Below are 26,903 nucleotides of genomic sequence, written 5' to 3'. Positions count from 1 at the left end.
TGACTACGTTCCGAGACCTCGGGATCTATCCCGAGACGGCCGAGGCCCTTGAGGCCGTCGGCATCGTGTCCCCCTTCCCGATCCAGGAGATGACCCTCCCCGTCGCCCTTTCCGGCACGGACGTCATCGGCCAGGCGAAGACCGGCACCGGCAAGACGCTGGGCTTCGGCCTCCCCCTGCTGGAGCGCGTCACCGTTCCCGCCGACGTCGAGGCCGGCCGCGCCCGCCCCGACCAGCTGACGGACGCCCCGCAGGCCCTCGTGGTGGTTCCCACCCGCGAGCTGTGCACCCAGGTCACCAACGACCTCCTCACCGCGGGCAAGGTCCGCAACGTCCGCGTCCTCGCCATATACGGCGGCCGCGCGTACGAGCCGCAGGTCGAGGCGCTCAAGAAGGGCGTCGACATCATCGTCGGCACCCCGGGCCGCCTGCTCGACCTGGCCGGCCAGAAGAAGCTCGACCTGTCGCACGTCCGCGCCCTGGTGCTGGACGAGGCCGACGAGATGCTCGACCTGGGCTTCCTGCCCGACGTCGAGCGCATCATGAGCTACCTGCCGCCCAAGCGACAGACGATGCTGTTCTCGGCGACCATGCCGGGCGCGGTCATCGGCCTGGCCCGCCGGTACATGACGCAGCCGACGCACATCCGCGCCGTCTCCGAGGACGGTGAGGGCGCGACCGTCGCCAACACCACGCAGCACGTCTTCCGTGCGCACAACATGGACAAGCCGGAGCTCGTCTCCCGCATCCTGCAGGCCGAGGGCCGCGGCCTCGCCATGATCTTCTGCCGCACCAAGCGCACCGCGGCCGACATCGCCGAGCAGCTGGAGAAGCGCGGCTTCGCCTCGGGCGCCGTCCACGGCGACCTGGGCCAGGGCGCCCGCGAGCAGGCGCTGCGCGCCTTCCGCAACGGTAAGGTCGACGTGCTGGTCTGCACCGACGTCGCCGCCCGTGGCATCGATGTCGAGGGCGTGACCCACGTCATCAACTACCAGACGCCGGAGGACGAGAAGACCTTCCTGCACCGTGTGGGCCGCACCGGCCGCGCGGGCAAGAAGGGCATCGCCGTCACCCTGGTCGACTGGGACGACATCCCGCGCTGGCAGCTGATCAACAAGGCGCTGGAGCTGGACTTCCACGACCCGGTCGAGACGTACTCCACGTCCCCGCACCTGTACGAGGAAATGAACATCCCGGCCGGCACCAAGGGCATCCTGCCCCGCGCCGAGCGCACCCGGGCCGGCCTGAAGGCCGAGAACCTCGAAGACCTCGGCGAGACCGGTGGACGCGGTGGCCGCTCGGGCCGCGGCCCCGCCGCCGCGCCCGTGGTGACCGAGGAGCGTCCGGCCCGCACCCGTACGCCGCGCCAGCGCCGCCGCACCCGTGGTGGTTCGGACCTCGACGCCGAGGCCGTGGACGCGCCGGTGACCCCGGCCGCCGAGACGACCGCGACCGCCCCGGGCGTCGACGAGCCGCGCAGGCCGCGGCGGCGCCGCACCCGTGTGGCCGCCACGGCGGCCGCCGCCGCGGTGGCCGAGGCCGCCGTCGTCGAGGCGCCGGTCTTCGAGGCTCCGGCCGTCGTCGAGGCTCCCGTCGCGACCGAGGCTCCGGCCGTCGTCGACGAGGCCCCGGTCAAGGCGCGTCGGACCCGCACCCGCAAGGCCGTGGTGCCCGCCGCCGAAGCCGTCGCCGAAGCCGCCGTCATCCCGGCCCCGGCCGAGGAGGCCCCGGCCGCTCCGCGTCGCAGCCGGGCCCGCAAGGCCGTGGCGCCCGCCGCCGAGGCCGTCGTCGTCCCGGCTCCGGCCGTGGCCGAGGAGGCCCCGGTCGCCCCGCGCCGTCCCCGCGTCCGCAAGGTCGTGGCGCCTGCCGCCGACGAGCCCGACTTCCAGATGGCCCCGATGGTGGAGCCGCCGGTGAAGGCCCGCCGGACCCGACCCCGCAAGGTCGTCGAGACCGCTCCGGTCGTCGAGGTCGCCGCGCCGACCGAAGAGGCCGCCGCGAAGCCGAAGCGCACCCGGACCCGCAAGGCGGCCCCGGCCGCCGAGGTCGCCGCTGCGGCGGTCGCCACCGAGGAGGCCCCGGCCAAGCCGCGGCGCACCCGCGCCCGCAAGGTCGCGGAATCCGCCCCGGAGGCGTAGGCGCACACGCCCTCGGACGGCCCCGGCACCCTTTCACGAGGGGGTCGGGGCCGTTCTCGTACCCGGGGGCTACGGGCCGGTAGCCTCGGCCCATGAGCAAGCCCCCGCGCCTCACCCTGCCGTCCGTCGCCCGCGCGTACCGCCTGAGCACCGCCCGCGGCGCCTTCGCCGTGCACGAGGCCGGGCAGCCCGTTCGGGGCACCGCCCTGCTGGTCCCCGGGTACACGGGCAGCAAGGAGGACTTCGTCGGCCTGCTGGCGCCCCTGGCGGGCGCCGGGTACCGGGTCGTCGCCGTGGACGGGCGCGGCCAGTACGAGAGCCCCGGCCCGCGCGACGAAGCGGCGTACGGGCTGGAGGAGCTGGCCAGGGACGTGCTGGCCCAGGCCGCGGCGCTGGGCGGCGGCCCGCTGCACCTGGTCGGCCACTCCCTGGGCGGCCTGATCGCCCGCGCGGCGGTCCTGCGCGACGCCGCGCCGTTCGCCTCGCTCACCCTGATGAGCAGCGGGCCGGCCGCGATCACCGAGGTCCAGCAGGCCCGTACGAAACTGCTGGTCGCCGGCCTGGAGGCGCTGCGGGACGACATGCCGGCGCTGTGGGCGGCGATGCGGGCCCAGGAGACCCAGGACGCCGAGGACGCCGAGCACACCGAGAACACCGTCCCGGACGGTCCCGCGATGACCGAGTTCCTGCGGGAGCGCTGGCTGGCGACCGTTCCCGAGCAGCTGATCACCACCGGCCGGGTGCTGATCGGCGAGCCGGACCGGGTGGCGGAGCTGGCGCGGGTGCCGCTGCCCAAGCTGGTTCTGTCCGGAAAGGTCGACTACGCCTGGCCCGTCCCGTTGATGGACGACATGGCCGTCCGCTTGAGCGCGACACGAGTGGTGGTCGAGGATGCCGAACACTCCCCCAATGCGGAGAACCCGCAGGTCACAGCGGGTGCACTGGCTGCCTTCTGGGAGACCGCCCTCCAGGGATAGTTAGCGAGGGAAAAAATTTCCTTAGCGTAGGGAATGTTTGCCGCTTACACTTCGTTAACCCTGTACAAGGAGAAACACCGACGAAGGGAGAAGCCCATGCGCTTCGAGATTCTGCGCCTGAACGACGTCGACGGATCCGCCGTGGACAGCACCGTCGTGGACGCGGCCTCCGTCAACCGGATCGTGCAGCAGGCCGCCTCGGTGGGCCAGCGCATTCTGATCCGACCTGCCGGACCGGCGTCCTCCTGAACTTCGCGCAACGCCCCCGCACCGAAATCCGGTGCGGGGGCGTTCGTGTGTCCGGGGGCGGGCGCGCGCGCCGGCCCGGGCGTCAGGCTCCGCGCACGACCTGGAGCACACCGTTGATGATCTGCTGGACGGCGATGGCGGAGAGCATCATGCCCGCCAGCCGGGTGACGAGCACCACGCCGCCGTCCTTGATGACCCGGATGATCACCAGCGAGTAGCGCATGGTCAGCCACAGCACCACGTGCATGGCGATGATGGCGCACCACACCGAGACCTGCCCGGTCACCCCGTCGGCCTTCTGGACGGCCAGGATGACGGACACGATGGCACCGGGGCCCGCCAGCAGCGGCATGCCCAGCGGGACGAGGGCGACGTTCACGTCCTTGGTCTGCTTGGGCTCGTCGGTCTTGCCGGTGAGCAGGTCGAGCGCGATCAGCAGGAGCAGCAGGCCACCCGCGATCATCAGCGCGGGCACGGAGACGTGCAGGTAGTCCAGGATCTGCTGACCGCAGAGCCCGAAGACGGCGATGACGCCGAAGGCGACGCAGACGGCCTGCCAGGCCATGCGGCGCTGCACCTTGGCGGGACGACCGGAGGTCAGCGCGAGGAAGATCGGCGTGATTCCCGGGGGGTCCATGATCACAAAAAGCGTGAGAAAGAGGGATCCGAAGACGGCGAAGTCGAGCACAGTGATGCCTTGCAGGTGAGGGGTGTGACGAAAAAGGGGGAAGGACGGCGCGGGACGCGGCGCTTACGCGCGGGGGGCTCCGCCGGCGCCGGGCACGGGGAAGGCGCCGGTCGCCCGGCGCGTGATCTCGCCGTAGATCTCGGGGTCGGTCGTGTACTCGCCGAGCCGGCAGGTCTTGCGGCTGCCGTGGTAATCGCTGGACCCGGTCGTCAGCAGATCGAGTTCTGCGGCCAGAGCGCGCAGCCGGCCACGGGTGTCCGGGTCGTGGTCCATGTGGTCCACCTCGATGCCGTCCAGACCGGCGGAGGCCAGCGCGGCCAGCGCGGCCTCGGACACGCAGTCGCCGCGCTTGACGGCGCCGGGGTGCGCGAGGACGGTGACCCCGCCGGCCGCCTTGACCAGGCGGATGGCGTCGAACGGGTCGAACTCGTGCTTCTCCGCGTAGGCGCGGCCACCGTTGGCGAGCCACTCGGGGGTGAACGCGTCGGAGACCGTGGGGACGACGCCCAGCTCGACGAGGGCGGTGGCGATGTGCGGACGGCCGACCGAGCCGTCACCGGCGATCCGCGCGACCTGCTCCCAGGTGATGTCCACATCGAGCGCCCGCAGCTTGTCGATCATGGCCTGGGCGCGGGGGGTGCGGTCGTCGCGCACGAGCTCCCGTTCCCGGTAGAGCTCGGGCTCCAGCGGGTCGAAGAGGTACGCCAGCATGTGCAGGTTGACGCCGTCGAGACGGCACGACAGCTCGGCCCCGGTGATCAGGGTCAACCCGGCGGGGAGGGCGGCGGTCGCCTCCGCGTATCCGCCGACGGTGTCGTGGTCCGTCAGCGCGACCACGTCGAGACCCGCGGCGGCGGCGTTGCGCACCAGCTCGGCGGGGGTGTCCGTGCCGTCGGAGGCGGTGGAGTGGGCGTGCAGATCGATGCGCACAGCCGAACTCCAGGGCTCGCGGGGACGGAGGGACACTCCAGGATAACCGCGTCGACCCCGTGCCCTTTACCCTGCCGGGCGCCCACTGGCAAGCCCCTGCGCCCGGTTCGACCGGCCCGGCGGAATCGGGTCAGGGGGTCAGGATCCGGGGGCTCAGGGCGCCGCAGGGCAGCAGCTCGACCTCGGAGCCGGCGTCGCGGAGGTCGGTGAGGACCAGTTCGTCGTACATGAGGAGCCCGGACTGTTCCGGCCAGACGATGGCCCACAGCCACAGTCCGCGCGCCTCGCCCGCGAAGACGGCGCGGTCGTCGGGGACGCCCTTGAGGTGCCACAGCGGCGCCGGTCGCCCCGCCGCGACGACCTTCGCGTCCGGCGGGCCCGACACGTCGATGTGCGGGCCGGGGTCCGGGCCGTCGATGCCCGCGAAGCGCGCGCCGAGGCCGACGCCGAGTTCCTCCGCGACCAACAGCAGCTCACCGAGGCCGCCCAGCGGCCCGGGGCCCGAGCAGGCGACGGCGGTGGCGCGGCCGCCGCTGCGGTCGTCACCGGCGGAGACGATCCCGGTGAACAGCCACCCCACCGGCAGGGGCCACGGCATCCACACCGGCACCTGCGCCCGGTGGACGACCACGCCGAGTCCCTCGACGCTGGGCGGGATGACGGGCTGCAACGGGTGGACGGCGCCGTGCGCGGCACACTGCCAGGAGTCGGCGAAAAGACCGGGCGCGCGCACCCGGCCACCGCACTTCGGGCAACTCGGTTCGCCCCTCATAGGAAGCACGCTCCTCCCCGCCCGGCGCCCCGTCAAGGCACGCTCACCCGTCCGGATGTCATCCGTACCCGCGTGCGCGGCGCTCAGTCCAGTACGACGGCCGTACGCAGAGGGTCCCGCAGATCGGTGCCGCGCGCGAGCCAGCGTTCCTGGAGGGCGGCGGCGCCGTGGACGCGCTTCCAGGCGGCCTCGTTCGCCGTCATCGGCAGCAGGGGGAGGAAGCGGACCGGGTCCATGGGTTCGTCCAGGTCGAGGTCCTCGACCAGGCCGCCGGACTCGGCGACGAGGACGGAGGTGAACGGGGCCCCGTCCCAGAGGGGTTCGCCGACGTCGAGGGAGGCGCCGGGGGCGACGACGAGCCCCTCGACCATCGGCGAGGCCGCCAGCACCGCGAGCGGGCGCAGCAGCTTGTCGGTCGGCGCGAGCCCGGCCCGTACGGTCAGGACCAGCTCGGCGCGCGGGCCGCGCACCGGGTCGGCGACCACGTCGGTCGGGTCGGTCATGGGGTGCGCGGACATGCCGAGGGTCGCGTACCGCAGCAGGTCGCCCTCGGCGAAGCGGAGGACCTCGATGCGGTCGGTGCCCAGGAAGGTGACGGCGGCGCGGGCGTCGGGTTCGCCGAACGCGCTGCGGAGCCGGGCTTCCACGAGTGCCGGAATTTCTGCCATGGAGCGAGCATAGAACTCGTATCGCGTGGGTAAAGCGCGGGTCCTGACCACCCGTCGACTGTTAGTGTGGACAGCTGGTCGGGGCCGCGTGCAGCAGGGCCCCGTCCGAAGGCGGTGGAGGACGTCCCCCACGGGGGACCGGCCGGAGGAGGTGGGGCTGCAATGGATCGAAGTCGATCGTGCAGTACCAATCGCTCTTCCACTTCTGCGGCGGGCGCTTCCCGCCCTCTGTGATCTTCTGATCAGTAGAAGAGCGACGGCAGAACTTTGTCCTCCCGTCCTGCTTCCTTCCGTTCGCCCCGGGCCTGCCCGCCCGCGCGCCGGAAGGTCTCCCACCCGTACGGTCCGCAGCCGTGCGCGCGAAGGAGCCTGCCATGTCGATGCTGCCCTACCTCCGTGCCGCCGTCCGCCCGGCCCTGCGCAGGTCCACCCCCGCGCAGCCCGGTTACGACACCACCCGCGACCCCTCCGCCAGTAGTGCGGTCGTCGACTGCGCCGTGTACCGCGACGGCCGCAGGGACCGGCGCGAGCCGGGGTCCGCGTGCCTGACGCCCCGTGAGGCGATCCGTCGGGTCCGCGAGGACGGCGGGTTCGCCTGGATCGGTCTGCACGAGCCGACCGAGGCCGAGTTCGCCGGCATCGCCGCCACCTTCGGCCTGCACCCACTGGCCGTCGAGGACGCGGTGCACGCGCACCAGCGGCCAAAGCTGGAGCGCTACGACGACACCCTCTTCACCGTCTTCAAGACCATCCACTACGTCGAGCACGCCGAACTGACGGCGACCAGCGAGGTCGTGGAGACCGGCGAGGTGATGTGCTTCACCGGCCCGGACTTCGTCATCACCGTCCGGCACGGCGGCCAGGGCTCCCTGAAGGGCCTGCGCCACCGCCTCCAGGACGATCCGGACCTGCTCGCGCGCGGACCCTCGGCGGTGCTGCACTCGATCGCCGACCACGTCGTCGACGGGTACATCGCGGTCGCGGCGGCCGTGCAGGACGACATCGACGTGGTGGAGAGCGAGGTCTTCGCCGCTCCCGCCAAGGGCGTCGCGCGCGGCGGTGACGCGGGCCGGATCTACCAGCTCAAGCGGGAGGTGCTGGAGTTCAAGCGGGCCGTCGCGCCGCTGCTGCGGCCGATGGAGCTGCTGAGCGAGCGGCCGATGCGGCTGGTGGACCCGGCCGTGCAGAAGTACTTCCGCGACGTGGCCGACCACCTGGCGCGGGTGCACGAGCAGGTCGTCGGCTTCGACGAGCTGCTGAACTCGATCCTCCAGGCCAACCTCGCACAGGCGACGGTCGCCCAGAACGAGGACATGCGCAAGATCACCTCATGGGCGGCGATCATCGCGGTGCCGACGATGATCTGCGGGGTGTACGGGATGAACTTCGAGCACATGCCCGAGCTCCAGTGGAAGTACGGCTACCCGATGGTGATGGTCTCGATCGTCGGGGTCTGCTTCACGATCCACCGCGCGCTGCGCCGTCACGGCTGGCTGTAGCGCGCCGCACGCGAAGGCCTACCCTGTGCGCATGACTCTCAGCGCGCTCGACCTGGCCCTCGTCGAGGAGGCCTCCAAGAAGTCCGGCCTGATCTGGGTCCGCGGCGACGGCGCCGACCGGGCCCTGTGGCACGCCTGGGTGGACGGCGCCGCGCACGTCCTCGGGGACGGCCCCGGTGAGCAGCCGTTCCCGGGCCTGGCCGACGGGTCCACCGCCGAGGTGACCGTGCGCAGCAAGGACAAGGGCGGCCGGCTCGTGGCCTGGACCGCGGCCGTACGGGAGCTGGAGCCGCGCGGCGGGGCATGGGAGGCCGCGGTGGCCGAGCTCAAGGGCAAGCGGCTGAACGCGCCCGACTCGGAGCACATGATCGACCGGTGGGCGCGCGAGTGCCGGCTGCTGCGCCTGGAGCCGGTGGCGGTGTCGGGGCGGCTGCCGGACGGTTCGCTGGCCGCGGTCCCGTTGCCGACCCAGGCGACGACCCGCCGGGCGATGCCCGCGGGGCTGCCGAAGCTGCTGCTGAAGCGGAAGAAGAAGAGCGGGCGCTGAGGGCGCGCGCTCAGCCCCCGGTGCCCGTGCCCGATCCCTGGCCGGAGCCGGAGCCGCCGCCCGAGCCGCCGCCCGAGCGGGCGCCCGCGGTGTTGGTGGGGGCCGGTGCGGCGCCGCCGCCCTGGCCGTCCTTGGTCGTCGGCAGTTCGACGGTCTGGTCCTCCTGCGGCGGGTCCAGCGGGAAGGCCTTGCCCCAGTCCGCGAGTTCCACCCGGCCCGCGCCGCCCGCGCGTTCCATCAGCAGCGGGTACGGGGTCCCGGTCAGGGAGACGGAGAGCCGGCCTCCCTTGCCGCCCTCCGCGAGGACGGGTACCACCCGGGTCGGTCCGACCGTGCTGTACGGACCCTTGGTGAGCTTGCCGTCGAGGCCGAGCAGACCGTCGAGCAGCACGTCCATGTCGGTGAAGCCGCGGAACTGCTTGTAGGAGGGGTCGTTCTCGGGGACCTTCACGTACTTGTCGCCGAGCTTGCCGGCCGAGTCGGACTTCCCCCAGAAGGCGGCGCTCGCCTTCAGGTACAGCTGCTCGCCGACGCGCAGCAGCTGGAAGGTGTCCTCCTGCGACTTCACCTCGCCGGTGCCGCCCCCGGACTTCAGCCGCATGTCGAGGGTGAAGGTCTTGCCGCCGGTCACCAGGGTCCCGGACAGGTGCACCGATTCGGCCGCGCCGGCGGCCGCCTTCGCCTGTTCCTCGATCTTCTCGGCGGTCAGCTTGCCGACCCCGTTCGTGCCCTTGTCGGGGTCCTTCTTCTCGCCGCAGCCCGTACCGGTGACGGCGAGGCCCGCGCACAGGGCGCCGATGACGGCGGCCCGGCGCAGCCGTACGGCGGAGGGGTAGGCGGTCACGGGCGGGTGCCTCTCGTCGTGCGGCTGCGGGCAGCAGGCAGCGTACCCGGCCGTGGCGCGGCGGCCTCGGGACCCCCGGGCGGACGGCCCCACCAGGACGGTTGCGCGCGGCACGGGCTAGCCTGAAGCACGGCACGACTGTCGATTGACGCTCTAGGAGGCGCTCGGATGGCTGCAGGCGCCCCGCGGATCTTCGTCTCGCATCTGTCGGGTGTGCCCGTCTTCGATCCCAACGGCGATCAGGTCGGCCGGGTCCGGGACCTGGTCGCGATGCTGCGCGTGGGCGGCCGACCGCCCCGGCTGCTGGGGCTGGTCGTCGAGGTGGTCAGTCGGCGCCGGATCTTCCTGCCGATGACCCGGGTGACGGGCGTGGAGTCCGGCCAGGTCATCACGACCGGCGTCGTCAACATGCGGCGCTTCGAGCAGCGCCCGACGGAGCGGCTGATCCTCGGCGAGCTGCTGGACCGGCGGGTGACCCTGGTGTCGACGGGCGAGGAGGTCACCGTCCTCGACGTGGCCATCCAGCAGCTCCCGGCCCGCCGGGACTGGGAGATCGACCGGATCTTCGTCCGCAAGGGCAAGGCGGGCGCGCTGCGCCGCCGCGGCGAGACGCTGACCGTCGAGTGGTCCGGGGTGACCGGCTTCTCGCTGGAGGAGGACGGCCAGGGCGCCGAGAGCCTGGTGGCGACCTTCGAGCAGATGCGGCCGGCGGACCTGGCGAACGTCCTGCACCACCTGACCCCGAAGCGGCGCGCCGAGGTGGCCAACGCCCTCGACGACGACCGGCTCGCGGACGTCCTGGAGGAGCTCCCCGAGGACGACCAGGTGGAGATCCTCGGCAAGCTGAAGGAGGAGCGCGCGGCGGACGTCCTGGAGGCGATGGACCCCGACGACGCGGCCGACCTGCTGTCCGAGCTGCCGGAGGACGACAAGGAGCGGCTGCTGACGCTGATGCAGCCGGACGACGCCGCGGACGTGCGGCGCCTGCTGTCGTACGAGGAGCGGACCGCGGGCGGTCTGATGACCACCGAGCCGATCGTGCTGCGCCCGGACGCCACCGTCGCGGACGCGCTGGCCCGCGTGCGGCAGTCGGACCTGTCGCCGGCGCTGGCGGCGCAGGTGTACGTGTGCCGGCCGCCGGACGAGACGCCGACGGGCAAGTACCTGGGCACGGTGCACTTCCAGCGGCTGCTGCGGGACCCGCCGTTCACCCTGGTCAGCTCGATCGTGGACACCGACCTGCCGCCGCTGCGGCCGGACGCCTCGCTGCCGGTGGTGACCAGCTACCTGGCCGCGTACAACATGGTCGCCGTACCGGTGGTCGACGAGAGCGGTTCGCTGCTCGGCGCGGTCACCGTCGACGACGTGCTCGACCACCTGCTGCCCGAGGACTGGCGCGAGACGGACTTCCATTCCGAGGAGGCCGTGCGTGGCCACTGAGCGGGGGCGCGGCGAAGCGGCGCGCGAACGACGCCGGGAGCGGCGCGAGCATGCCCGGGACGGCTTGTCCGACCGGCTGGAGGAGGCGGCGGAGCGGCTGCGGCACGAGCGGCCGGAACGATCCGCCGAGCGGGCCAAGAGCACCGCGCCGTCCGGGTCGAGCGCGCTGTCGCGTTCACGCGTACGGCTGGACCTGCCGCGCCCGGCGCGCCGCCGACTGCTGCCCGAGTACGACCCGGAGGCGTTCGGGCGGCTGTCGGAGAAGGTGGCGCGGTTCCTCGGCACGGGCCGGTTCATCGTCTGGATGACGCTGGTCATCATCGTCTGGGTGCTGTGGAACATCTTCGCGCCGGACAACCTGCGGTTCGACCAGTACCCGTTCATCTTCCTGACGCTGATGCTGTCGCTGCAGGCCTCGTACGCCGCCCCGCTGATCCTGCTCGCGCAGAACCGGCAGGACGACCGGGACCGGGTCAACCTGGAGCAGGACCGCAAGCAGAACGAGCGCTCCATCGCGGACACCGAGTACCTGACGCGGGAGATCGCGGCGCTGCGGATGGGCCTGGGCGAGGTCGCCACGCGCGACTGGATCAGGTCCGAGTTCCAGGACCTGATCAAGGAGATGGACGAGCGGCGGCTATTCCCGCCGGAACGTGATGAAGGCGACCGCTGAGGAGCTTTCCTGAGCCGCGCCACCGAGCCGTACCATCGGGGCATGGCTACCGACACAAGCTCCGCCGCCGTGCCTGAGCAGGACGCGATCCTGGACGCTCTGGCGACGGTGAACGACCCCGAGATCCACCGGCCGATCACCGAACTCGGCATGGTCAAATCGGTGGAGATCGGCGAGGGCGGCGCGGTGGCCGTCACGGTCTACCTGACGGTGTCGGGCTGTCCGATGCGCGAGACCATCACGAAGAACGTCACCGAGGCCGTGGAGCGGGTCGCCGGCGTCACCTCCGTCGCGGTGACCCTCGACGTGATGAGCGACGAGCAGCGCAAGGACCTGGCGGCGACCCTGCGCGGCGGCACCGCCGAGCGCGAGGTGCCGTTCGCCAAGCCCGGCTCGCTGACCCGCGTGTACGCGGTCGCGTCCGGCAAGGGCGGCGTCGGCAAGTCCTCGGTGACGGTCAACCTGGCCGCCGCGATGGCGGCCGACGGCCTGAAGGTCGGCGTGGTCGACGCGGACATCTACGGGCACAGCGTGCCGCGGATGCTCGGCGTCGAGGGCCGCCCGACCCAGGTCGAGAACATGATCATGCCGCCGTCCTCGCACGGTGTGAAGGTCATCTCCATCGGCATGTTCACCCCGGGCAACGCGCCGGTCGTGTGGCGCGGCCCGATGCTGCACCGCGCGCTCCAGCAGTTCCTCGCGGACGTCTACTGGGGCGACCTGGACGTGCTGCTGCTGGACCTGCCGCCGGGTACGGGCGACATCGCGATCTCCGTGGCGCAGCTGGTGCCGAACGCCGAGATCCTCGTCGTGACCACCCCGCAGCAGGCGGCGGCCGAGGTCGCCGAGCGGGCCGGCTCGATCGCGGTGCAGACCCACCAGAAGATCGTCGGCGTGGTCGAGAACATGTCGGGCCTGCCGTGCCCGCACTGCGACGAGATGGTCGACGTCTTCGGCTCGGGCGGTGGCCAGAAGGTCGCCGACGGCCTGACGAAGACGGTCGGCGCGTCCGTGCCGGTGCTCGGCACGATCCCGATCGACGTACGGCTGCGCGAGGGCGGCGACGACGGCACCCCGGTCGTGCTGTCCGACCCGGACTCCCCCGCCGGCGCGGCCCTGCGCGCCATCGCGGGCAAGCTGGGCGGTCGCGCCCGCGGCCTGTCGGGCATGTCGCTGGGCATCACCCCGCGCAACAAGTTCTGAGACGTCGAGCAGGACGCGGAGGGGGTCACCGCCGGTCGGCGGTGACCCCCTCCGCGCTGTGCGCGGCCCCAGCGCGCGGGCGGCCGGCCCCCGGGCGCGGCCGGCCGGGTGCTACTCGTAGGCGGCCAGGTCCCCGATGACGGAGAAGCCGATCCCGTAGGCGCTCATGCCCCGTCCGTAGGCGCCCAGGTGGACGCCGCCGGGGGTGGATCCGGCGAGCACCCAGCCGAACTCGGACTCCCGGTAGTGGAAGGGCGTCGGCTCCCCGTCGACCGGCAGGGACAGCGTCGACCAGTCCTCGCCTCCGAGGTCGTCGGCGAGCTCCCACGCGGCCTCGGTCTGCTGGTCGAGCCAGTCGCTGCGCAGCGAGTGGTCCATCTGCCCCGGCCAGCTGTACGCGAGCAGTCCGGAGCCGGCGAGCCAGGCCGCCGAGGAGACCGAGGTGGCCTCCAGGGTGCCGGTGCCGTCACCGCTGCGGCGGAGCGGGTTGCTGGCCACGGTGATCACCACCGCGAAGCGTTCCTTCTCCCCGGTGGCGATCTCGCCGCGGGCGGACGGCTCGTCACCGTGTCCGGTGGAGCCGTGTTCCACGGTGCCGTCGGCGCCGGTGCCCACCTGCATGAGCCAGCGGCGGCCGGTGAAGGCCCCGTCCAGGCCGTACCAGGGGAAATCCGCGCTCAGGTACCCCTCCGCCGTCCGGCGGGCCGCGGGGACGGGCGCAGCGCCGTCCTGGGGCTGCTCGGGCGCCTGCTGCGGGTCCTGGTCGGTGTGCTCGGTCTGCGGTGGTGCGGCGGGGATGTCGGCGGGCTGTGCGCCCACCCGACTACTGCTCGTCGTCTCCATCTGGGCGGCCTCTCGTTCCGTCGGGTCCGGAACGGCCCTCCCCCTCGCTTCGCTGGGGGGACCCCCTCCCTCGGGCGTCTTCGGTCCGGACAGATGGAGGATAGCCATCGGACCCGGGATCGCCGGGCAGGCGGCGGCTCAGGTGGCGTCGGCGTCGAAGGCCGTACGCGGCTCCGGGGCCGGGGCGGCGGGCTTCTTCAGCAGGTCCGGGCCGGTCGCCGTGGCGGGCGTGGCGGCGGTTCCGGCGACGGGGTCCGCCGTGTCGTGCTCCTTGCCGTTCACCGCGTCCGTGACGTCGGTGAGCTCCTTGCGGAGGTCGAAACTGGTCCGGAGCTCCTTGAGGTCCTCGTTCTCCGTGAACTGCTTGCGGATGAACGTCTTCGGATTCAGGTCCTCGAAATCGAAGTCCTTGAATTCCGGACCGAGTTCGGAACGGATGTCCTGCTTGGCGCTGTCCGAGAACGACCGGATCTTGCGGATCACGTTCGAAACGTCCTGGATCACCTTCGGCAGCTTGTCCGGGCCGAAGACGAGGATGGCGAGAACCACGATGGTGACCAGTTCGAGTGCGCCTATGTCGTTGAACACCTTGCCGCTCCTCGGCTCTCTCCACGTCGGGCCCGGACAACGGTACCCGGCGATGACCTCGGTCCCCTACGCCGGTGCGGGCCCTTTCCCGGATTCACCCCGCTGTCACCGTGCGTTCGGCGTCATGAGCCGTTCGCGGATCCGAGAACCACCTCCAGAGTGCGCTCCTTTCCGTCGCGGAGCACGGTCAGGCGCAGCGGGTCGCCGGGGCGGTGGGCCCGGATCTTGATGATCAGCTCGTCGCCGCCCTGCACGCGGACCCCGTCGACCTTGGTGATCACGTCGCCCGGCTTGATGCCGGCGCGGGCGCCCGGTCCGTCGGCGACGACCGGGGGCTTGCCGTCCTCGCCCTTGGTCCCGACGCGGGCACCGTCGCCCTTGAACTGCATGTCCAGGGTGACGCCGATGACGGGGTGGGTGGCGCGGCCGGTGCGGATCAGCTCCTCGGCGACCCGCTTGCCCTGGTTGACCGGGATGGCGAAACCCAGGCCGATGCTCCCGCTCTGGCGGGACCCGGACTCGTCGTCCTCGCCCTGGTCCGCGCCGCGGATCGCGCTGTTGATGCCGATGACGTGGGCGCGGGAGTCCAGGAGCGGGCCGCCGGAGTTGCCCGGATTGATGGGGGCGTCGGTCTGGAGCGCGTCCACGTAGCTGATGTCGCTGCCGTCGCCCTTGTCGCCGCCCGCCGTGATGGGGCGGCCGGTCGCGCTGATGATGCCCGCGGTGACGGTGTTGGACAGGTCGAAGGGGGCGCCGATGGCCACCACCGGGTCGCCGACCTTGACGTTCTCGGAGTTGCCGAGGGCCAGCGGGCGCAGGCCCCGTACGCCGGTGACCTTCACGACGGCCAGGTCGTAGCCGCCGTCGCGGCCGACCAGGGTGGCGGGCACGCTCTCGCCGGTGCTGAAGGTGACCGTTATCCCCTTGGCGCCGGCGACCACGTGGTTGTTCGTCAGGATGTGGCCCTGGTCGTCGAGGACGAAGCCCGTGCCGGTGCCGCCGGTCGCGCCGCCGTTGACGTGCAGGGTGACCACTCCGGGCAGGGCCGTCGCGGCGATCCCGGCCACGCTGTCCGGCGCCCGACCCTTGTTCTCCGCGGCCGCCTGGGGGAGTTCCAGGCGCGTGCTGCTGCGCCGCTCGGCGACGATCCCGAGGTACCCGCCGACGCCGCCCGCGAGCAGCGCGATCACCGCGCCGACGGCGACGAGCTGCCACAGCCGGGGCGCGCGGGGGGCCTGGCCCATGTCCGTGACCTGGAGCGGGCGGTCGGCCCAGGGGTCGTAGCGGGGGGTGCCGCCCGGCGCGGCGTCGGGGAACGCGAAGGGATCCGCGGGGCCGGGCCCGGCGTCGGCGGCGTCCGGGGCACCCGCGCCCGACTCCGGATCCTCGGACGGCGCCCCGCCCACCGGGGCGGCGGGCCGGCTCCACCACCCCGGAGCCGGTTCCTGCCGCCGATCATCGCGCTGCGGGGTGCCGGAGGGATCGGCGTCGGACCGGAGACCGTCGGCGTCCCCCTCGGCCGGGCCGCCGGACGGCCGATCGGCGGAGGACGGGTCGGCGGACGGCCGATCGGCGGGCTCCGGCGCGTCCGGCTCCCGACCGTCGGAGGAACGCTCGACGGGGGACCGGTCAGCGGCGGCGTCCGCCGGGCCGCCTTCGGGGGGTCGGGGGTTCGGGTCCCCGTCGCGCGGCTGTTGACGGTCGGGCTGCTGGCTGTCGGACATGGATGCTCCCCCGCGGGCGTGTCGCACCGCACGGCGGCGCATCTGCCGCAGATTCAACCAGGTACCCGGGCCCATCGGGGGCCCGGGTCCGCGGGGCACCGCCGGTTCAGCGGGAGAGCGAAACCGGCAGCGCACTGGCCGGGGGCGCGGTGGCGGTCACCGGCAGCTGGCCGGACGGGCCCAGGCTGGGCACGCCCCCGGGGCTGGGCAACCGGTCCCGGACGACCGCCGTCAGCGGCACCGAGGGGCCGGGCCTGGAGGCCGGGGCCTCACCCCGGGCGTTCGGCTCGACCGCGTCCAACGGCAGCGAGCCGCCGAGCGCGATCGCGGCCAGCGACACGGCTCCGGCCGCGACGAAGGCGAGCCGGCGTCTGGGCCGACCCATCTCATGGATGCGGAAGCCGTCGCGCGGGGCGCCCGCGGCGACGTACGCGAAACCTCCGAAGGGCTCGGCTCCCGGAGGAGGCGCGAGACCCGAACCGCGGGAGAGCCCGGACGGACCGGACGGCCCCGGTGGGCCCGACGGGCCGTCAACAGCACCCCCCGGCAGCCCCTGGAGCCGGGCGAGCAGCCCGGCGGACAGCGGTGGCGGCGCGCTCTCCACGAACATGGTCTTCAGACGGCGCTGGGCATCGGCCTCGGCCTTGCACTTGGCACAGGTCGCCAGGTGGGCCAGGACCCGCTCCCGGGCATCGTGGTTCAGTTCCCCGTCCACGAGGGCGGCGAGCCGATCACCCAGGTGTTGTTCGGCGGGGGACGGACTGGCTCCGCTCACTCGGCTCCGCCCTCTCCCCCGGCGCCCGGGGCGCCGACCGCCACCCCGGCCAGCGCGCGCTGTTCGGCGCGCGCCTGGGGGGACCGGTGCTTGAGCGCCTTGCGCAGGTGCGATCGGCCGCGGTGGATGCGGCTGCGGACGGTGCCGAGCTTCACCCCGAGGGTGGCGGCGATCTCCTCGTAGGACAGGCCCTCGATGTCGCACAGCACCACGGCGGCGCGGAACTCCGGCGCGAGGGTGTCCAGCGCCTGCTGCACGTCCGCGTCGAAGTGGGTGTCGTGGAGGACCTGCTGGGGGGACGGCTCGCGACTCGGCAGCCGCTCCGCGGCGTCGTCGGCGAGGGCGTCGAAGCGGATCCGCTGCTTTCGGCGCACCATGTCGAGGAAGAGGTTGGTGGTGATGCGGTGCAGCCAACCCTCGAAGGTGCCCGGCGTGTACGTCGACAGTGAGCGGAAGACCCGGACGAAGACTTCCTGCGTCAGGTCCTCGGCGTCGTGCTGGTTGCCCGTCAGACGGTAGGCGAGACGGTAGACCCGCGCGCTGTGCGTGCTGACGATCTCCTCCCACGTGGGAGGGGTCCACGCCTGGGAGCCCGCATCGGCGGCAAAGGTCGCGGTGGTTGCGGTGTCGGCGGTGTGGAAGCGGTCAGCAATGTCGGTCACGGATTTCGGCTCACCAGCCGACCAGAAGAAGCGTCTGAGGACGCCCCCACGATCCACAGGCGCAGCCGCACCTCCCCTATCGGCTCTGGTGGTGTCCAGTGGAGCCCCTACCATAACCACCCCTCCCGTCAGCTCCGGATAAGCGTTTTTACGCTAACTTTGCACGGGCCTCGGGTCCCCGGCCGCCGATCTGCCCGCTGCCGTCCCCTCCGTCCCGCGTCTACCCCTCCCAACGCCCGGTCCCATCTGCGGGTTCCCGACGCCAGCGGATACAGTCACCGTTGCGCCAACTATGGGGACAGGAGAGGGTCATTAGCGGCAACCGGCAGACGAGCTGGGCGTTCGCCGACGCGTTTGTCGCCGAGGACGACGCTCTGCGATGGGCCCGCGACCGGTCCAGGGAAGCAGGGCTGCGGTCCGTCTCCCCCGGCACCGGGGCCGCGCTGCGCCTGCTGGCCGCCACCGCGGACGCCAAAGCGGTCGCCGAGATCGGTACCGGAACCGGTGTCTCCGGCATCCACCTGCTCCACGGAATGCGCCCGGACGGCGTCCTGACCACCGTCGATCCCGAACCCGACCGGCAGGCCTTCGCCCGCCAGGCGTTCCGCGCCGCCGGCTTCGCGGGCAACCGGGCGCGCTTCATCCCGGGCCGCGCCCTGGACGTACTGCCCCGGCTCGCCGACGGCGGCTACGACCTCGTCTTCTGCGACGGCGACCCCGCCGAGTCCCTCGAGTACCTCGCCGAATCGTTGCGCCTGCTGCGGCCCGGGGGGCTGGTGTGCTTCGAGGGCGTCTTCTCCGACGGTCTCACGGTCGACTCCACGGCCGTCCACATAGAGGTGACCCGGGTCCGCGAGCTGCTGCGCAGCGTCCGCGAGAGCCCGGCGCTGGAGGCCGCGTTGCTCCCGGTGGGCGACGGCCTGCTGTGCGCGGTCCGCCGCTGAGACCCGTACGGCCGCTGCCCCCGCGTCACCGAGGCCCGTACGCCGCTGCCCCCGCGCGTCGCCGCAGCCCGTAAGCCGCCGAACCCCACGCGTCGCCCGGACCCGTAGGCCGTCGGCGCCGGCGTCGCCGGGGTCCGTCCGCCCCCGGAAAACAACACCGCCCCGGACGCAGGAGCGGCCGGGGCGGTGCAGAGATGGCTCAGATGGTGCCGACGCTTCAGCCGACGACCTTCTTCAGGGCGTCACCCAGGGCGTCCGCTTCGTCAGGAGTCAGCTCGACGACGAGCCGACCGCCGCCCTCGAGCGGTACGCGCATGACGATGCCCCGCCCCTCCTTGGTGACCTCGAGCGGGCCGTCGCCCGTCCGCGGCTTCATGGCCGCCATGCTCGTTCCCCTTCCTGAAACCAGCTCATCGTCAGCCGACGGCCCCGTTCAGGCGCCTAGTACCCGGCATCGAACACATTGCTTCCCGGCCATTATCCCGCATGTCAGGACCCGATGACCAACATCGGTTGGGAACGCTTGCGCAACGCGCTCTGCCAAAACCACTCATTTCGGGGACCCGCCTGCGATACTTCGCCGCCGCTCCTCGGGATCCGCCTCCGCATTGTTTGACGCACATCACATGTCCGGGGGTCGCGGCGTCCGCCATGCTGGCCCTTGCACCGGCCGGTACCGGCCGGTAGCCAGCCCGCGACGAAGGGGGACCCCCTGCCATGGCCGACAGCGTGCTCTACGAAGTGACCGACGGACTCGCGACCATCACGATCAACCGTCCGGACGCGATGAACGCCATGAACACGGAGGCCAAGGTCGCCCTGCGCGACGCGGCCCTGGCGGCGGCAGCGGACACCGGCGTGCGGGCCGTCCTGCTCACCGCGGCGGGCACCCGGGCGTTCTGCGTGGGCCAGGACCTCAAGGAGCACATCGGGAACCTCGCGGCGGACCGCGAGAACGGCTCGTCGCTGACGATGGACACCGTCGCCGAGCACTACAACCCGATCGTCCGGGCGCTGACGGAGATGCCCAAGCCCGTGGTGGTCGGCGTCAACGGCGTCGCGGCCGGCGCCGGCTTCGGTTTCGCCCTGGCGGCGGACTACCGAGTGGTCTCCGAGGAGGCGTCCTTCAACACGTCTTTCGCGGGGGTCGCGCTGACCGCGGACTCCGGCGTGTCCTGGACCCTGCCCCGTCTGATCGGCGCCTCCCGCGCCGGTGACCTGCTGCTGTTCCCCCGCTCGGTGAAGGCCCGCGAGGCGTACGAGCTGGGCATCGCGAACCGCCTGGTGCCCGCGGCGGACCTGCACGCGCAGGCCGAGTCCGTGGCCCGCGCCCTCGCGCAGGGCCCCACGGTGGCCTACGCCGCGCTGAAGGAGTCCCTGGCGTACGGGGCGTCCCGCACGCTCCCCGAGGCCCTGGAGCGCGAGGAGGCGCTCCAGGCCCGCGCCGGGGCCTCCGAGGACCACTCCATCGCCGTCCGGGCGTTCCTCGCCAAGCAGCCGCCGAAGTACCTGGGCCGCTGACGGGCCGGCTGCCCGTCGCACCCCTCCCGCGGGGCTCAGCCGGTCCCGCGGGAGACGCAGCCCGCCAAGTGGTCGTCGACCAGTCCGCAGGCCTGCATCAGGGCGTAGGCCGTCGTGGGACCGACGAACCGGATCCCGGCCTTCTTCAGGGCTTTGGCCAGGGCGGTGGATTCGGGGGTGACCGCCGGGACGTCCGCCACGGTCCGCGGGGCCGGGCCCGGTTCCTCCGGGGCGTGGGACCAGATCAGCGCGTCCAGCTCCCCCGGCTTCCACCCGGAGAGCTCCTTCGCGTTCGCGAGGGTCGCCTCGATCTTGGCCCGGTTGCGGATGATCCCCTCGTCCGCCAGCAACCGCTGCGCGTCCGCCTCGCCGAACCGGGCGACGGCCGCGATCTCGAAGCCGGCGAAGGCGGTACGGAAGCCCTCGCGCCGGCGCAGGATCGTCAGCCAGGACAGGCCCGACTGGAACGCCTCCAGGCACAGCCGCTCGTACAGGGCGTCGTCGCCGTGGACCGGCCTGCCCCACTCGGTGTCGTGGTAGGTGACGTAGTCCTCGGTGGACAACCCCCACGGGCAGCGCAGGACGCCGTCCGGGCCGGCGACGAGCCCACCGCTCACCGGGCGTCCTTGGTCAGGTCGATCGCGGCGGCGGGGGCCGCGTCCCGGGGCGCCGCCGCGGCGGCCGAGAGCTCCGCGATCCGCGCGTCCCGTTCGGCCAGTTCGGCCCCGAGGCGGTCCAGTACGTCGTCCACCTCCGCCATCCGGTAGCCGCGGGGGGCGACCGGCAGTCGCAACCCGTCGATGTCCGCCCGGACGACCGGCCGGCTCTCCGGGAGGCCGTCGGCCACCCGGTCCGGCTCGGCCTCCGGCAGCACGGCCTCCGAACCTCCGCCGACCACCGCGAGGGTGACCGCGGCCACGACCACGACCAGCGCGATCAGCAAGAACCAGAACACGATCATCTCCCCTGAGAGGCTCCGGCCACCAGGTTAAGGTCACAGACGAGGCGCGAGGGTCGCCGAAGGAGGAAAGAGCAGGATGCTGCGATTGGGCCGACGCGAGTTCGCCACCCACGAGCCGGTGATCATGGCCATCGTGAACCGGACTCCCGACTCCTTCTACGACCAGGGCGCGACGTTCCACGACGAGCCCGCGCTGGACCGGGTCGAGCGGGCGGTCGCCGAGGGCGCGGCCATCATCGACATCGGCGGGGTCAAGGCGGGCCCCGGGGAGCACGTCGACGCCGCCGAGGAGGCCCGGCGGACGGTCGGTTTCGTGGCCGAGGTGCGGCGCCGCCACCCCGACGTGGTGATCAGCGTCGACACCTGGCGGCACGAGGTCGGCGAGGCCGTGTGCGAGGCCGGCGCGGACCTGCTGAACGACGCCTGGGGCGGGGTGGACCCCAAGCTCGCGGAGGTCGCGGCGCGCTTCGACGCGGGCCTGGTCTGCACGCACGCGGGCGGCGTCGAGCCGCGCACCCGGCCGCACCGGACCTCGTACGAGGACGTGATGGAGGACATCCTGGCCGTCACGGTCGGGTTGGCGGAGCGCGCGGCGGCGCTGGGCGTCCGACGGGACGCGATCATGATCGACCCGGGGCACGACTTCGGGAAGAACACCCGCCACTCGCTGGAGGCCACGCGCCGGCTCGGGGAGATGACCGACACGGGCTGGCCGGTGCTGGTGTCCCTGTCGAACAAGGACTTCGTCGGCGAGAGCCTCGACAAGCCGGTCAAGGAACGCCTGCTGGGCACCCTGGCGACCACGGCCGTGTCGGCGTGGCTGGGCGCGCGGGTCTACCGGGTCCACGAGGTCGCGGAGACCAAGCAGATCCTCGACATGGTGGCGACGATCCAGGGGCACCGCCCGCCGGCGGTCGCCCGCCGCGGCCTGGCCTGAGAGCCCGGCCGGGTCCCGATCCCCGCCGGGGCGCGTCCCGGGTCCCGGCCCGCCCTCCCCCGGCGGTCGGCCGCCGGGGGGTGAGCGGTGGGTGGGTGGAACGGCTCGTGCTACTTGCCGACTTCCTTCGTCACCAGGGCGATCGCCTCGTCCACGTCGTCCGTGACGTGGAAGAGGTGGAGGTCCTTCTCCGAGGCCTTGCCCTGGGCGATCACCGTGTGGCGCAGCCAGTCGATCAGGCCGCTCCAGTACTCCGTGCCGAACAGCACGATCGGGAAGCGGGTGATCTTCTGGGTCTGGACCAGGGTCAGCGCCTCGAACATCTCGTCGAGGGTGCCGAGGCCGCCGGGCAGGACCACGAAGCCCTGGCTGTACTTCACGAACATCGTCTTGCGGACGAAGAAGTACCGGAAGTTCAGCCCGAGGTCGACGTGCTCGTTGAGCCCCTGCTCGAAGGGCAGTTCGATGCCGAGCCCGACGGAGATGCCGCCGCCGTCGCGCGCGCCCTTGTTGGCCGCCTCCATCGCGCCGGGGCCGCCGCCGGTGATGACGGCGAAGCCGGCGTCGACGAGGGCCCGGCCGATCCGTACGCCGGAGTCGTACTCCGGCGAGTCGACCGGGGTGCGGGCCGAGCCGAACACGCTGATGGCGGGCGGCAGCTCCGCGAGCGTCCCGAAGCCCTCGATGAACTCCGACTGGATGCGCAGGACCCGCCAGGGATCGGTGTGCACCCACTCGGAGGGCCCGGCCGAGTCCAACAGCCGCTGGTCCGTCGTACTGCCCGCCTGCACCTGGCTCCGCCTGCGCAGCACGGGCCCGAGCTGCTGTTCCTCGGGCCGACGACGAGCGTCCCCTTCGGAATTGCGGTGGTTGCCCATGATGTGCTCCCTCCTGCTGATCGTTGGATCAGGTTAGGCGCACAAAGGTGACGAGAAGGGGAATTTACGAGGTCAGCCAGGCACGGAGTCGTTCTTCGCAGTGGAGGATCGCCTTCGTCTCCACGCGTTCGTCGACCTTGTGGGCCAGCAGCGCGTCCCCCGGGCCGTAGTTGACCGCCGGCACGCCGAGGGCGCTGAAGCGGGCCACGTCGGTCCACCCGAACTTCGGCATGGCGCGTCCGCCGACCGCCTCCATGAAGGCGGCGGCGGCCGGGTGGGACAGGCCGGGCAGGGCGCCGCCGGAGTGGTCGTCGATCACGAACTCGGCGATGTCGCAGTCCGCGAACACCTCCTTGACGTGGGCCAGGGCCTCCTCGGCGCTGCGGTCGGGGGCGTAGCGGAAGTTCACGGTGACCGTGCACGCGTCGGGGATGACGTTGTTGGCGACGCCGCCCTCGATGCGGACCGCGTTGAGCCCTTCGTGGTACTCCAGGCCGTCGATGACCGGCTTGCGGGGCTCGTACGCCGCCAGCTTCGCCAGGATCGGGGCGGCGGAGTGGATGGCGTTGGAGCCCATCCAGCTGCGCGCGGAGTGCGCGCGCTCGCCGGCCGTGCGGAGCAGGACGCGCAGGGTGCCCTGGCAGCCGCCCTCGACCTCGGCGTCGGACGGCTCCAGCAGGACGGCGAAGTCCCCGGTGAGCCAGTCCGGGTGGGCCTCGGCGACCTTGCCGAGGCCGTTGAGGTCGGCGGCGACCTCTTCCTGGTCGTAGAAGACGAAGGTGAGGTCGCGGTTCGGCTCGGGCACGGTCGCGGCGATGCGCAGCTGCACGGCGACCCCGGACTTCATGTCCGTCGTGCCGCAGCCCCACAGGACGCCGTTCTCGTCGAGGCGGGAGGGCACGTTGTCGGCGATCGGCACGGTGTCGAGGTGGCCGGCGAGTACGACGCGTTCGGCGCGGCCGAGGTGCGTACGGGCGACGACGTTGTTGCCGTGGCGGTCGACGGTGAGGTGCGGGATGCCGCGCAGCGCGTTCTCCACGAGGTCGGCGAGTACCTTCTCGTCGCCGCTCACGGAGGGGATGTCGACGAGCCGGGCGGTCAGCTCGGCAGCGTCCAGGGTGAGGTCCAGCTCGGATTCGGACATGGAACCGACCCTAACGCCCCGGGATGCCCCGGAACCGGGTGCGTCCGGCCGCTGGACGCGTCATATGCCTCAAGTACGGTAGCCGCGTGTCCGAGACCGATCGCTCCCGTCCCCGGCGCCGCCGCCCGCTCCGCGGGGCCGCGGCACTGTTCGCGTTGCTCGGCCTGGCCGGGTACTGCGTCGTCCAGTACGAGTCCAACGGCGGGGCCGGCGCCCCGTACTGCACGGTCCGGGACGCCCGTGACGCGGCGGCCGGAGGGACCGGGCACTCCTACGAGCTGAGCCCCGAGCAGGCCCGGTACGCGGCGACGATAGCCGCCGTCGGGACGACGAAGGGGATGCCCGAGCGGGCCGTGACGATCGCGCTGGCCACCGCCATGCAGGAGTCCGCGCTGCGCAACCTCGACCACGGCGACCGGGACTCGCTGGGACTCTTCCAGCAGCGCCCCTCGCAGGGCTGGGGCACCCCGGAGCAGGTCATGGACCCCGTGTACTCGGCCGGGATCTTCTACGACCGGCTGGAGGACGTCCCCGGGTACGGGGGGATGCCGCTGACGGTGGCCGCGCAGAAGGTGCAGCGCAGCGGTTTCCCGGACGCCTACGCCAAGCACGAGCCGGACGCGGCGCTCCTGACCACGGCCTTCACCGGCAAGGCCCGCGACATGCTGGCGTGCGCCGGCCCGAAGGCGCAGCCCGAGGGCGATCCGGCGCGCGTGCGCGACGCCCTGAGCCGGGACTTCGGCGCGGGCGTGCTGCCGAAGGCGGGCGCCCCGCACGGCAGTTCCGTGGCCCGGGACACGAGCGAGGTCGGGCTGCCGGTGCGGGACCAGCGGCGCGGCTGGGAGCTGGCGAACTGGGCCGTCGCGCACGCGGCCGAGCTCGGCATCCAGCGCGTCTCCCACGACGGCATGGCCTGGACCGCGGGCGAGAACCGCGGCGAGTGGGTCCCCAGCGTCGCCGGCGCGGCGGGCTCCGGCGATCCGCGCGCGGCGGGCCCGCAGGACGTACGGATCTTCCCGACCCGCCCCCGGTGAGCGGGGCCGCGCGGACGGGCGTACGAGCTGTCCCCCGTGCGGGGAGGGCGCGCGGCGCCCGCACGGCGGCCGGGCCGGAGCGCGGACCCGCTGGTCGGCGCGCGTGGCGGGAGGGCGTACGGGCATCTCATGCGCTTGTCTCCGAAGCCGATAAGCGCACGCATTACCGATCCTTTACCCGGGGCATCCGCAACTCGACACACCCCGGGGGCGGTTGTACACGGCGTACTCAGCCGCTACCGCTTAGGAGCATCATGTCCCTCCCCCTGACCCGTCGGATCGCCCGTACCGCGCTGCTCCTCGCCGCCGGTGCCGCTCCGGTGGTCGGTGCGGCCGGCGTGGCCAGTGCCGCCGGCCTGGAGTCCGTGCCGCAGCTGGGCGCGCTGACGGCGCCGGACTCCGCGGGCGCGACCGCGGCGGCCACCGACGCCACGGGCGCCGTCACCGGGGCCGTCCCCGCCACCGGCCCGGCCGGCGAGCTGGCCGGTACGGCGACCAAGACGCTCGGCGGACTCCCCGTGGGCGCCCTGCCGATCAGCACCCTGCCCGTGGGCGGCCTGCCGCTGGGCGGCTGACGCCGCCGCGGGACCCCGGAACGGCCCGAGGGGCCGGGAGCACGCGCTCCCGGCCCCTCGGGCCGTTCCGGGGTCCCGCGGTCCCGCTCAGCCCAGGCGCTTGACCGCGGCGGCGACCCGCTCGTCGGTGGCGGTGAAGGCCACGCGGACGAACCGGGCGCCCGCCTCGCCGTAGAAGTCGCCGGGCGCGGCCAGGATGCCGAGTTCCGCGAGGTGGGCGACGGTGTCCCAGCAGGGCTCGTCCCGGGTCACCCAGAGGTAGAGGCTCGCCTCGCTGTGCTCGACGCGGAAGCCGTGGGCCTCCAGGGCCGTGCGCAGCGCCTCGCGGCGGGCGGCGTAGCGGCCGCGCTGCTCGGTGACGTGGGCGTCGTCGCCCAGGGCCGCGATGACGGCGGCCTGCACGGGCGCGGCGGTCATCATGCCGCCGTGCTTGCGGATCTCCAGCAGTTCGCCGAGCACGTCGGCGTCTCCGGCGATGAAGGCGGCCCGGTAGCCCGCCAGGTTGGACCGCTTGGAGAGGGAGTGGACGGCGACGATGCCCTCGTAGGAGCCGCCGCAGACCTCGTCGTGGAGGACCGAGACGGGCTCCGCCTCCCAGCCGAGCTCCAGGTAGCACTCGTCGCTGAAGAGCAGGATGCCGTGCTCCCGCGCCCAGGCCACGATCCGGATCAGGTCCTCCTTGGGGAGGACCCTTCCGGTCGGGTTGGACGGGGAGTTGAGCCACAGCAGCTTCACGCCGGTCGGGTCGAGGTCGGTCGGGTCGTCGTAGACCACGGCCTCGGCGCCGCACAGGCGGGCGCCGACCTCGTACGTCGGGTAGGCGAGGCGCGGGTAGGCGACCTTGTCGCCGGCGCCGAGGCCGAGCTGGGTCGGCAGCCAGGCCACCAGTTCCTTGGAGCCGACCACCGGCAGGACGTTGCGGTGTCCGGCGGCGCTCGCGCCGAGCCGCTCGCGCAGCCAGCCCGTGATCGCGTCGCGCAGCGCGGGCGTCCCCCACACCGTCGGGTAGCCCGGGGAGTCGGCGGCGCCCGTCAGGGCGCGCTGGATCAGCTCCGGGACCGGGTCGACGGGCGTGCCGACCGACAGGTCGACGATGCCGTCGGGGTGGGCCGCGGCCGTCGCCTTGTACGGCTCCAGCTTGTCCCAGGGAAAGGCGGGAAGGCGGTCGGATACTGCGGCCACGGGGGTCTCTGCTCTCTCTGGGTACGCGCTGGGTGCGGGTGGTGAAACGGCTCGGTCCCGCGCGGCACGGATGCCGGACGGGACCGAGGAGCGTCTGCCGTGAACGGTCAGTGCTGCGGGTTGATGTCCGCCGGCAGCGCCGCGACGAAGGGGTGATCGCGCTCGATCAGGCCGAGCTTGGAGGCACCACCGGGCGAACCGAGCTCGTCGAAGAACTCGACGTTCGCCTTGTAGTAGTCCTTCCACTCCTCCGGGGTGTCGTCCTCGTAGAAGATGGCCTCGACCGGGCAGACCGGCTCACACGCGCCGCAGTCGACGCACTCGTCCGGGTGGATGTACAAGGACCGCTGGCCCTCGTAGATGCAGTCGACGGGGCACTCTTCGATGCATGCCTTGTCCTTGACGTCGACACAAGGCTCCGCGATGACGTAGGTCACGCTCTCGTTCCTCCTCGGTAGGGCTGTCCATTCGCGCGGGAGCGCGGCGTCGTCGATGCCCGCACCTAGT

Annotated in this window: 30 protein-coding genes; 13 read left to right on the top strand and 17 right to left on the bottom strand. The window is 72.8% G+C overall.

Annotated elements, in window-relative coordinates; all coding sequences use genetic code 11:
• Positions 1-65: 65 nt before the first annotated feature.
• The 3 genes from ACFY0I_RS02285 to ACFY0I_RS02275 all read left to right on the top strand — a co-directional run bounded on the left by ACFY0I_RS02285 (position 66) and on the right by ACFY0I_RS02275 (position 3,364).
• The gene (locus ACFY0I_RS02285) at positions 66-2,138 is read left to right on the top strand and encodes a DEAD/DEAH box helicase (RefSeq protein ID WP_388888934.1); all 2,073 of its coding nucleotides are present in this window, start codon (positions 66-68) and stop codon (positions 2,136-2,138) included.
• A 92-nt stretch (positions 2,139-2,230) separates the two neighbouring features.
• On the top strand, positions 2,231-3,115 hold the full coding sequence (locus ACFY0I_RS02280; protein WP_388888931.1) for an alpha/beta fold hydrolase: 885 nt from the start codon (positions 2,231-2,233) through the stop codon (positions 3,113-3,115).
• Positions 3,116-3,211: 96 nt separating this feature from the next.
• The gene (locus tag ACFY0I_RS02275) at positions 3,212-3,364 is read left to right on the top strand and encodes a hypothetical protein (RefSeq protein WP_281209308.1); all 153 of its coding nucleotides are present in this window, start codon (positions 3,212-3,214) and stop codon (positions 3,362-3,364) included.
• A gap of 82 nt (positions 3,365-3,446) precedes the next feature.
• Here ACFY0I_RS02275 and ACFY0I_RS02270 read toward each other — a convergent pair whose 3' ends face one another.
• The 4 genes from ACFY0I_RS02270 to ACFY0I_RS02255 form a co-directional block, all read right to left on the bottom strand.
• The gene (locus tag ACFY0I_RS02270; protein WP_388888927.1) at positions 3,447-4,052 is read right to left on the bottom strand and encodes a MarC family protein; all 606 of its coding nucleotides are present in this window, start codon (positions 4,050-4,052) and stop codon (positions 3,447-3,449) included.
• A 63-nt stretch (positions 4,053-4,115) separates the two neighbouring features.
• On the bottom strand, positions 4,116-4,982 hold the full coding sequence (locus tag ACFY0I_RS02265) for a PHP domain-containing protein (RefSeq protein ID WP_388888924.1): 867 nt from the start codon (positions 4,980-4,982) through the stop codon (positions 4,116-4,118).
• A gap of 130 nt (positions 4,983-5,112) precedes the next feature.
• Positions 5,113-5,754 carry a DUF6758 family protein gene (locus tag ACFY0I_RS02260; RefSeq protein WP_388888921.1) on the bottom strand — a complete coding sequence of 214 codons (642 nt, stop codon included), beginning with the start codon at positions 5,752-5,754 and terminating at the stop codon, positions 5,113-5,115.
• Between the two features lie 83 nt (positions 5,755-5,837).
• Positions 5,838-6,422 (bottom strand): suppressor of fused domain protein, encoded by a 585-nt coding sequence (locus ACFY0I_RS02255; protein WP_388888918.1) that lies wholly within the window; start codon positions 6,420-6,422, stop codon positions 5,838-5,840.
• A gap of 374 nt (positions 6,423-6,796) precedes the next feature.
• On the opposite strand from ACFY0I_RS02255, the gene ACFY0I_RS02250 reads away from it, so the two are divergent.
• Positions 6,797-7,921 carry a magnesium and cobalt transport protein CorA gene (locus ACFY0I_RS02250; protein WP_388888915.1) on the top strand — a complete coding sequence of 375 codons (1,125 nt, stop codon included), beginning with the start codon at positions 6,797-6,799 and terminating at the stop codon, positions 7,919-7,921.
• 31 nt (positions 7,922-7,952) lie between these two features.
• The gene (locus ACFY0I_RS02245; RefSeq protein ID WP_388888912.1) at positions 7,953-8,468 is read left to right on the top strand and encodes a hypothetical protein; all 516 of its coding nucleotides are present in this window, start codon (positions 7,953-7,955) and stop codon (positions 8,466-8,468) included.
• A 10-nt stretch (positions 8,469-8,478) separates the two neighbouring features.
• On the opposite strand, the gene ACFY0I_RS02240 is transcribed toward ACFY0I_RS02245, so the two are convergent.
• Positions 8,479-9,312 (bottom strand): hypothetical protein, encoded by an 834-nt coding sequence (locus ACFY0I_RS02240; RefSeq protein WP_388888910.1) that lies wholly within the window; start codon positions 9,310-9,312, stop codon positions 8,479-8,481.
• A 168-nt stretch (positions 9,313-9,480) separates the two neighbouring features.
• Between ACFY0I_RS02240 and ACFY0I_RS02235 the strand changes: the two genes are divergently transcribed.
• The 3 genes from ACFY0I_RS02235 to ACFY0I_RS02225 all read left to right on the top strand — a co-directional run bounded on the left by ACFY0I_RS02235 (position 9,481) and on the right by ACFY0I_RS02225 (position 12,628).
• Entirely contained in the window at positions 9,481-10,752 is a 1,272-nt protein-coding gene (locus ACFY0I_RS02235) for a magnesium transporter MgtE N-terminal domain-containing protein (protein ID WP_388888907.1), read from the top strand.
• A gap of 166 nt (positions 10,753-10,918) precedes the next feature.
• Positions 10,919-11,425 (top strand): DUF1003 domain-containing protein, encoded by a 507-nt coding sequence (locus tag ACFY0I_RS02230; protein WP_281209318.1) that lies wholly within the window; start codon positions 10,919-10,921, stop codon positions 11,423-11,425.
• A 42-nt stretch (positions 11,426-11,467) separates the two neighbouring features.
• A complete protein-coding gene (locus tag ACFY0I_RS02225; protein WP_388888905.1) occupies positions 11,468-12,628 on the top strand; it encodes an Mrp/NBP35 family ATP-binding protein in 1,161 nt (386 codons plus the stop codon).
• A 111-nt stretch (positions 12,629-12,739) separates the two neighbouring features.
• Here the strand turns inward: ACFY0I_RS02225 and ACFY0I_RS02220 are convergent, their stop codons facing one another.
• The 5 genes from ACFY0I_RS02220 to sigE all read right to left on the bottom strand — a co-directional run bounded on the left by ACFY0I_RS02220 (position 12,740) and on the right by sigE (position 17,334).
• Positions 12,740-13,471, bottom strand: a complete 732-nt coding sequence (locus ACFY0I_RS02220; RefSeq protein WP_388888902.1) for a hypothetical protein — start codon at positions 13,469-13,471, stop codon at positions 12,740-12,742.
• A 138-nt stretch (positions 13,472-13,609) separates the two neighbouring features.
• A complete protein-coding gene (locus ACFY0I_RS02215; protein ID WP_388888899.1) occupies positions 13,610-14,059 on the bottom strand; it encodes a sec-independent translocase in 450 nt (149 codons plus the stop codon).
• A 122-nt stretch (positions 14,060-14,181) separates the two neighbouring features.
• Positions 14,182-15,783, bottom strand: a complete 1,602-nt coding sequence (locus ACFY0I_RS02210) for a trypsin-like peptidase domain-containing protein (protein ID WP_388888897.1) — start codon at positions 15,781-15,783, stop codon at positions 14,182-14,184.
• 106 nt (positions 15,784-15,889) lie between these two features.
• Positions 15,890-16,558, bottom strand: a complete 669-nt coding sequence (locus ACFY0I_RS02205; RefSeq protein ID WP_388888894.1) for a zf-HC2 domain-containing protein — start codon at positions 16,556-16,558, stop codon at positions 15,890-15,892.
• A complete protein-coding gene (gene sigE / locus ACFY0I_RS02200; protein WP_281210626.1) occupies positions 16,555-17,334 on the bottom strand; it encodes an RNA polymerase sigma factor SigE in 780 nt (259 codons plus the stop codon). Before sigE ends, ACFY0I_RS02205 begins: the two co-directional genes overlap by 4 nt.
• 167 nt (positions 17,335-17,501) lie before the next feature.
• Between sigE and ACFY0I_RS02195 the strand changes: the two genes are divergently transcribed.
• Entirely contained in the window at positions 17,502-18,164 is a 663-nt protein-coding gene (locus ACFY0I_RS02195; RefSeq protein WP_319189129.1) for a class I SAM-dependent methyltransferase, read from the top strand.
• Positions 18,165-18,381: 217 nt separating this feature from the next.
• Here the strand turns inward: ACFY0I_RS02195 and ACFY0I_RS02190 are convergent, their stop codons facing one another.
• Entirely contained in the window at positions 18,382-18,549 is a 168-nt protein-coding gene (locus ACFY0I_RS02190; RefSeq protein WP_003966491.1) for a DUF3117 domain-containing protein, read from the bottom strand.
• 332 nt (positions 18,550-18,881) lie between these two features.
• Here ACFY0I_RS02190 and ACFY0I_RS02185 point away from each other — a divergent pair, with 332 nt between their 5' ends.
• Entirely contained in the window at positions 18,882-19,685 is an 804-nt protein-coding gene (locus ACFY0I_RS02185) for an enoyl-CoA hydratase/isomerase family protein (RefSeq protein WP_388888890.1), read from the top strand.
• Between the two features lie 35 nt (positions 19,686-19,720).
• On the opposite strand, the gene ACFY0I_RS02180 is transcribed toward ACFY0I_RS02185, so the two are convergent.
• Both ACFY0I_RS02180 and ACFY0I_RS02175 read right to left on the bottom strand, forming a co-directional pair.
• Entirely contained in the window at positions 19,721-20,302 is a 582-nt protein-coding gene (locus ACFY0I_RS02180; protein WP_388888888.1) for a DNA-3-methyladenine glycosylase I, read from the bottom strand.
• Entirely contained in the window at positions 20,299-20,646 is a 348-nt protein-coding gene (locus ACFY0I_RS02175) for a DivIVA domain-containing protein (RefSeq protein ID WP_388888885.1), read from the bottom strand. Before ACFY0I_RS02175 ends, ACFY0I_RS02180 begins: the two co-directional genes overlap by 4 nt.
• Positions 20,647-20,722: 76 nt before the next feature.
• On the opposite strand from ACFY0I_RS02175, the gene folP reads away from it, so the two are divergent.
• Entirely contained in the window at positions 20,723-21,583 is an 861-nt protein-coding gene (gene folP, locus ACFY0I_RS02170) for a dihydropteroate synthase (protein WP_388888883.1), read from the top strand.
• A 110-nt stretch (positions 21,584-21,693) separates the two neighbouring features.
• Here the strand turns inward: folP and ACFY0I_RS02165 are convergent, their stop codons facing one another.
• The gene (locus tag ACFY0I_RS02165; protein ID WP_388888881.1) at positions 21,694-22,461 is read right to left on the bottom strand and encodes a TIGR00730 family Rossman fold protein; all 768 of its coding nucleotides are present in this window, start codon (positions 22,459-22,461) and stop codon (positions 21,694-21,696) included.
• Positions 22,462-22,525: 64 nt separating this feature from the next.
• Positions 22,526-23,605: a succinyl-diaminopimelate desuccinylase gene (gene dapE / locus ACFY0I_RS02160; protein WP_388888878.1), complete on the bottom strand. Its 1,080-nt coding sequence runs from the start codon at positions 23,603-23,605 to the stop codon at positions 22,526-22,528.
• Positions 23,606-23,691: 86 nt separating this feature from the next.
• On the opposite strand from dapE, the gene ACFY0I_RS02155 reads away from it, so the two are divergent.
• Both ACFY0I_RS02155 and ACFY0I_RS02150 read left to right on the top strand, forming a co-directional pair.
• The gene (locus tag ACFY0I_RS02155; RefSeq protein WP_388888876.1) at positions 23,692-24,639 is read left to right on the top strand and encodes a hypothetical protein; all 948 of its coding nucleotides are present in this window, start codon (positions 23,692-23,694) and stop codon (positions 24,637-24,639) included.
• Between the two features lie 254 nt (positions 24,640-24,893).
• Entirely contained in the window at positions 24,894-25,214 is a 321-nt protein-coding gene (locus ACFY0I_RS02150; RefSeq protein WP_388888873.1) for an ATP-binding protein, read from the top strand.
• 87 nt (positions 25,215-25,301) lie between these two features.
• Here the strand turns inward: ACFY0I_RS02150 and dapC are convergent, their stop codons facing one another.
• Positions 25,302-26,396: a succinyldiaminopimelate transaminase gene (gene dapC / locus ACFY0I_RS02145; protein WP_388888871.1), complete on the bottom strand. Its 1,095-nt coding sequence runs from the start codon at positions 26,394-26,396 to the stop codon at positions 25,302-25,304.
• A gap of 107 nt (positions 26,397-26,503) precedes the next feature.
• A complete protein-coding gene (gene fdxA, locus ACFY0I_RS02140; RefSeq protein ID WP_281211214.1) occupies positions 26,504-26,833 on the bottom strand; it encodes a ferredoxin in 330 nt (109 codons plus the stop codon).
• Between the last annotated feature and the right edge of the window lie 70 nt (positions 26,834-26,903).

It is taken from the genome of Streptomyces sp. NPDC001568, assembly GCF_042893755.1.
In the GTDB taxonomy this organism is placed as follows: Bacteria; Actinomycetota; Actinomycetes; order Streptomycetales; family Streptomycetaceae; genus Streptomyces.
This window is presented reverse-complemented; position numbering and strand designations above follow the sequence as displayed.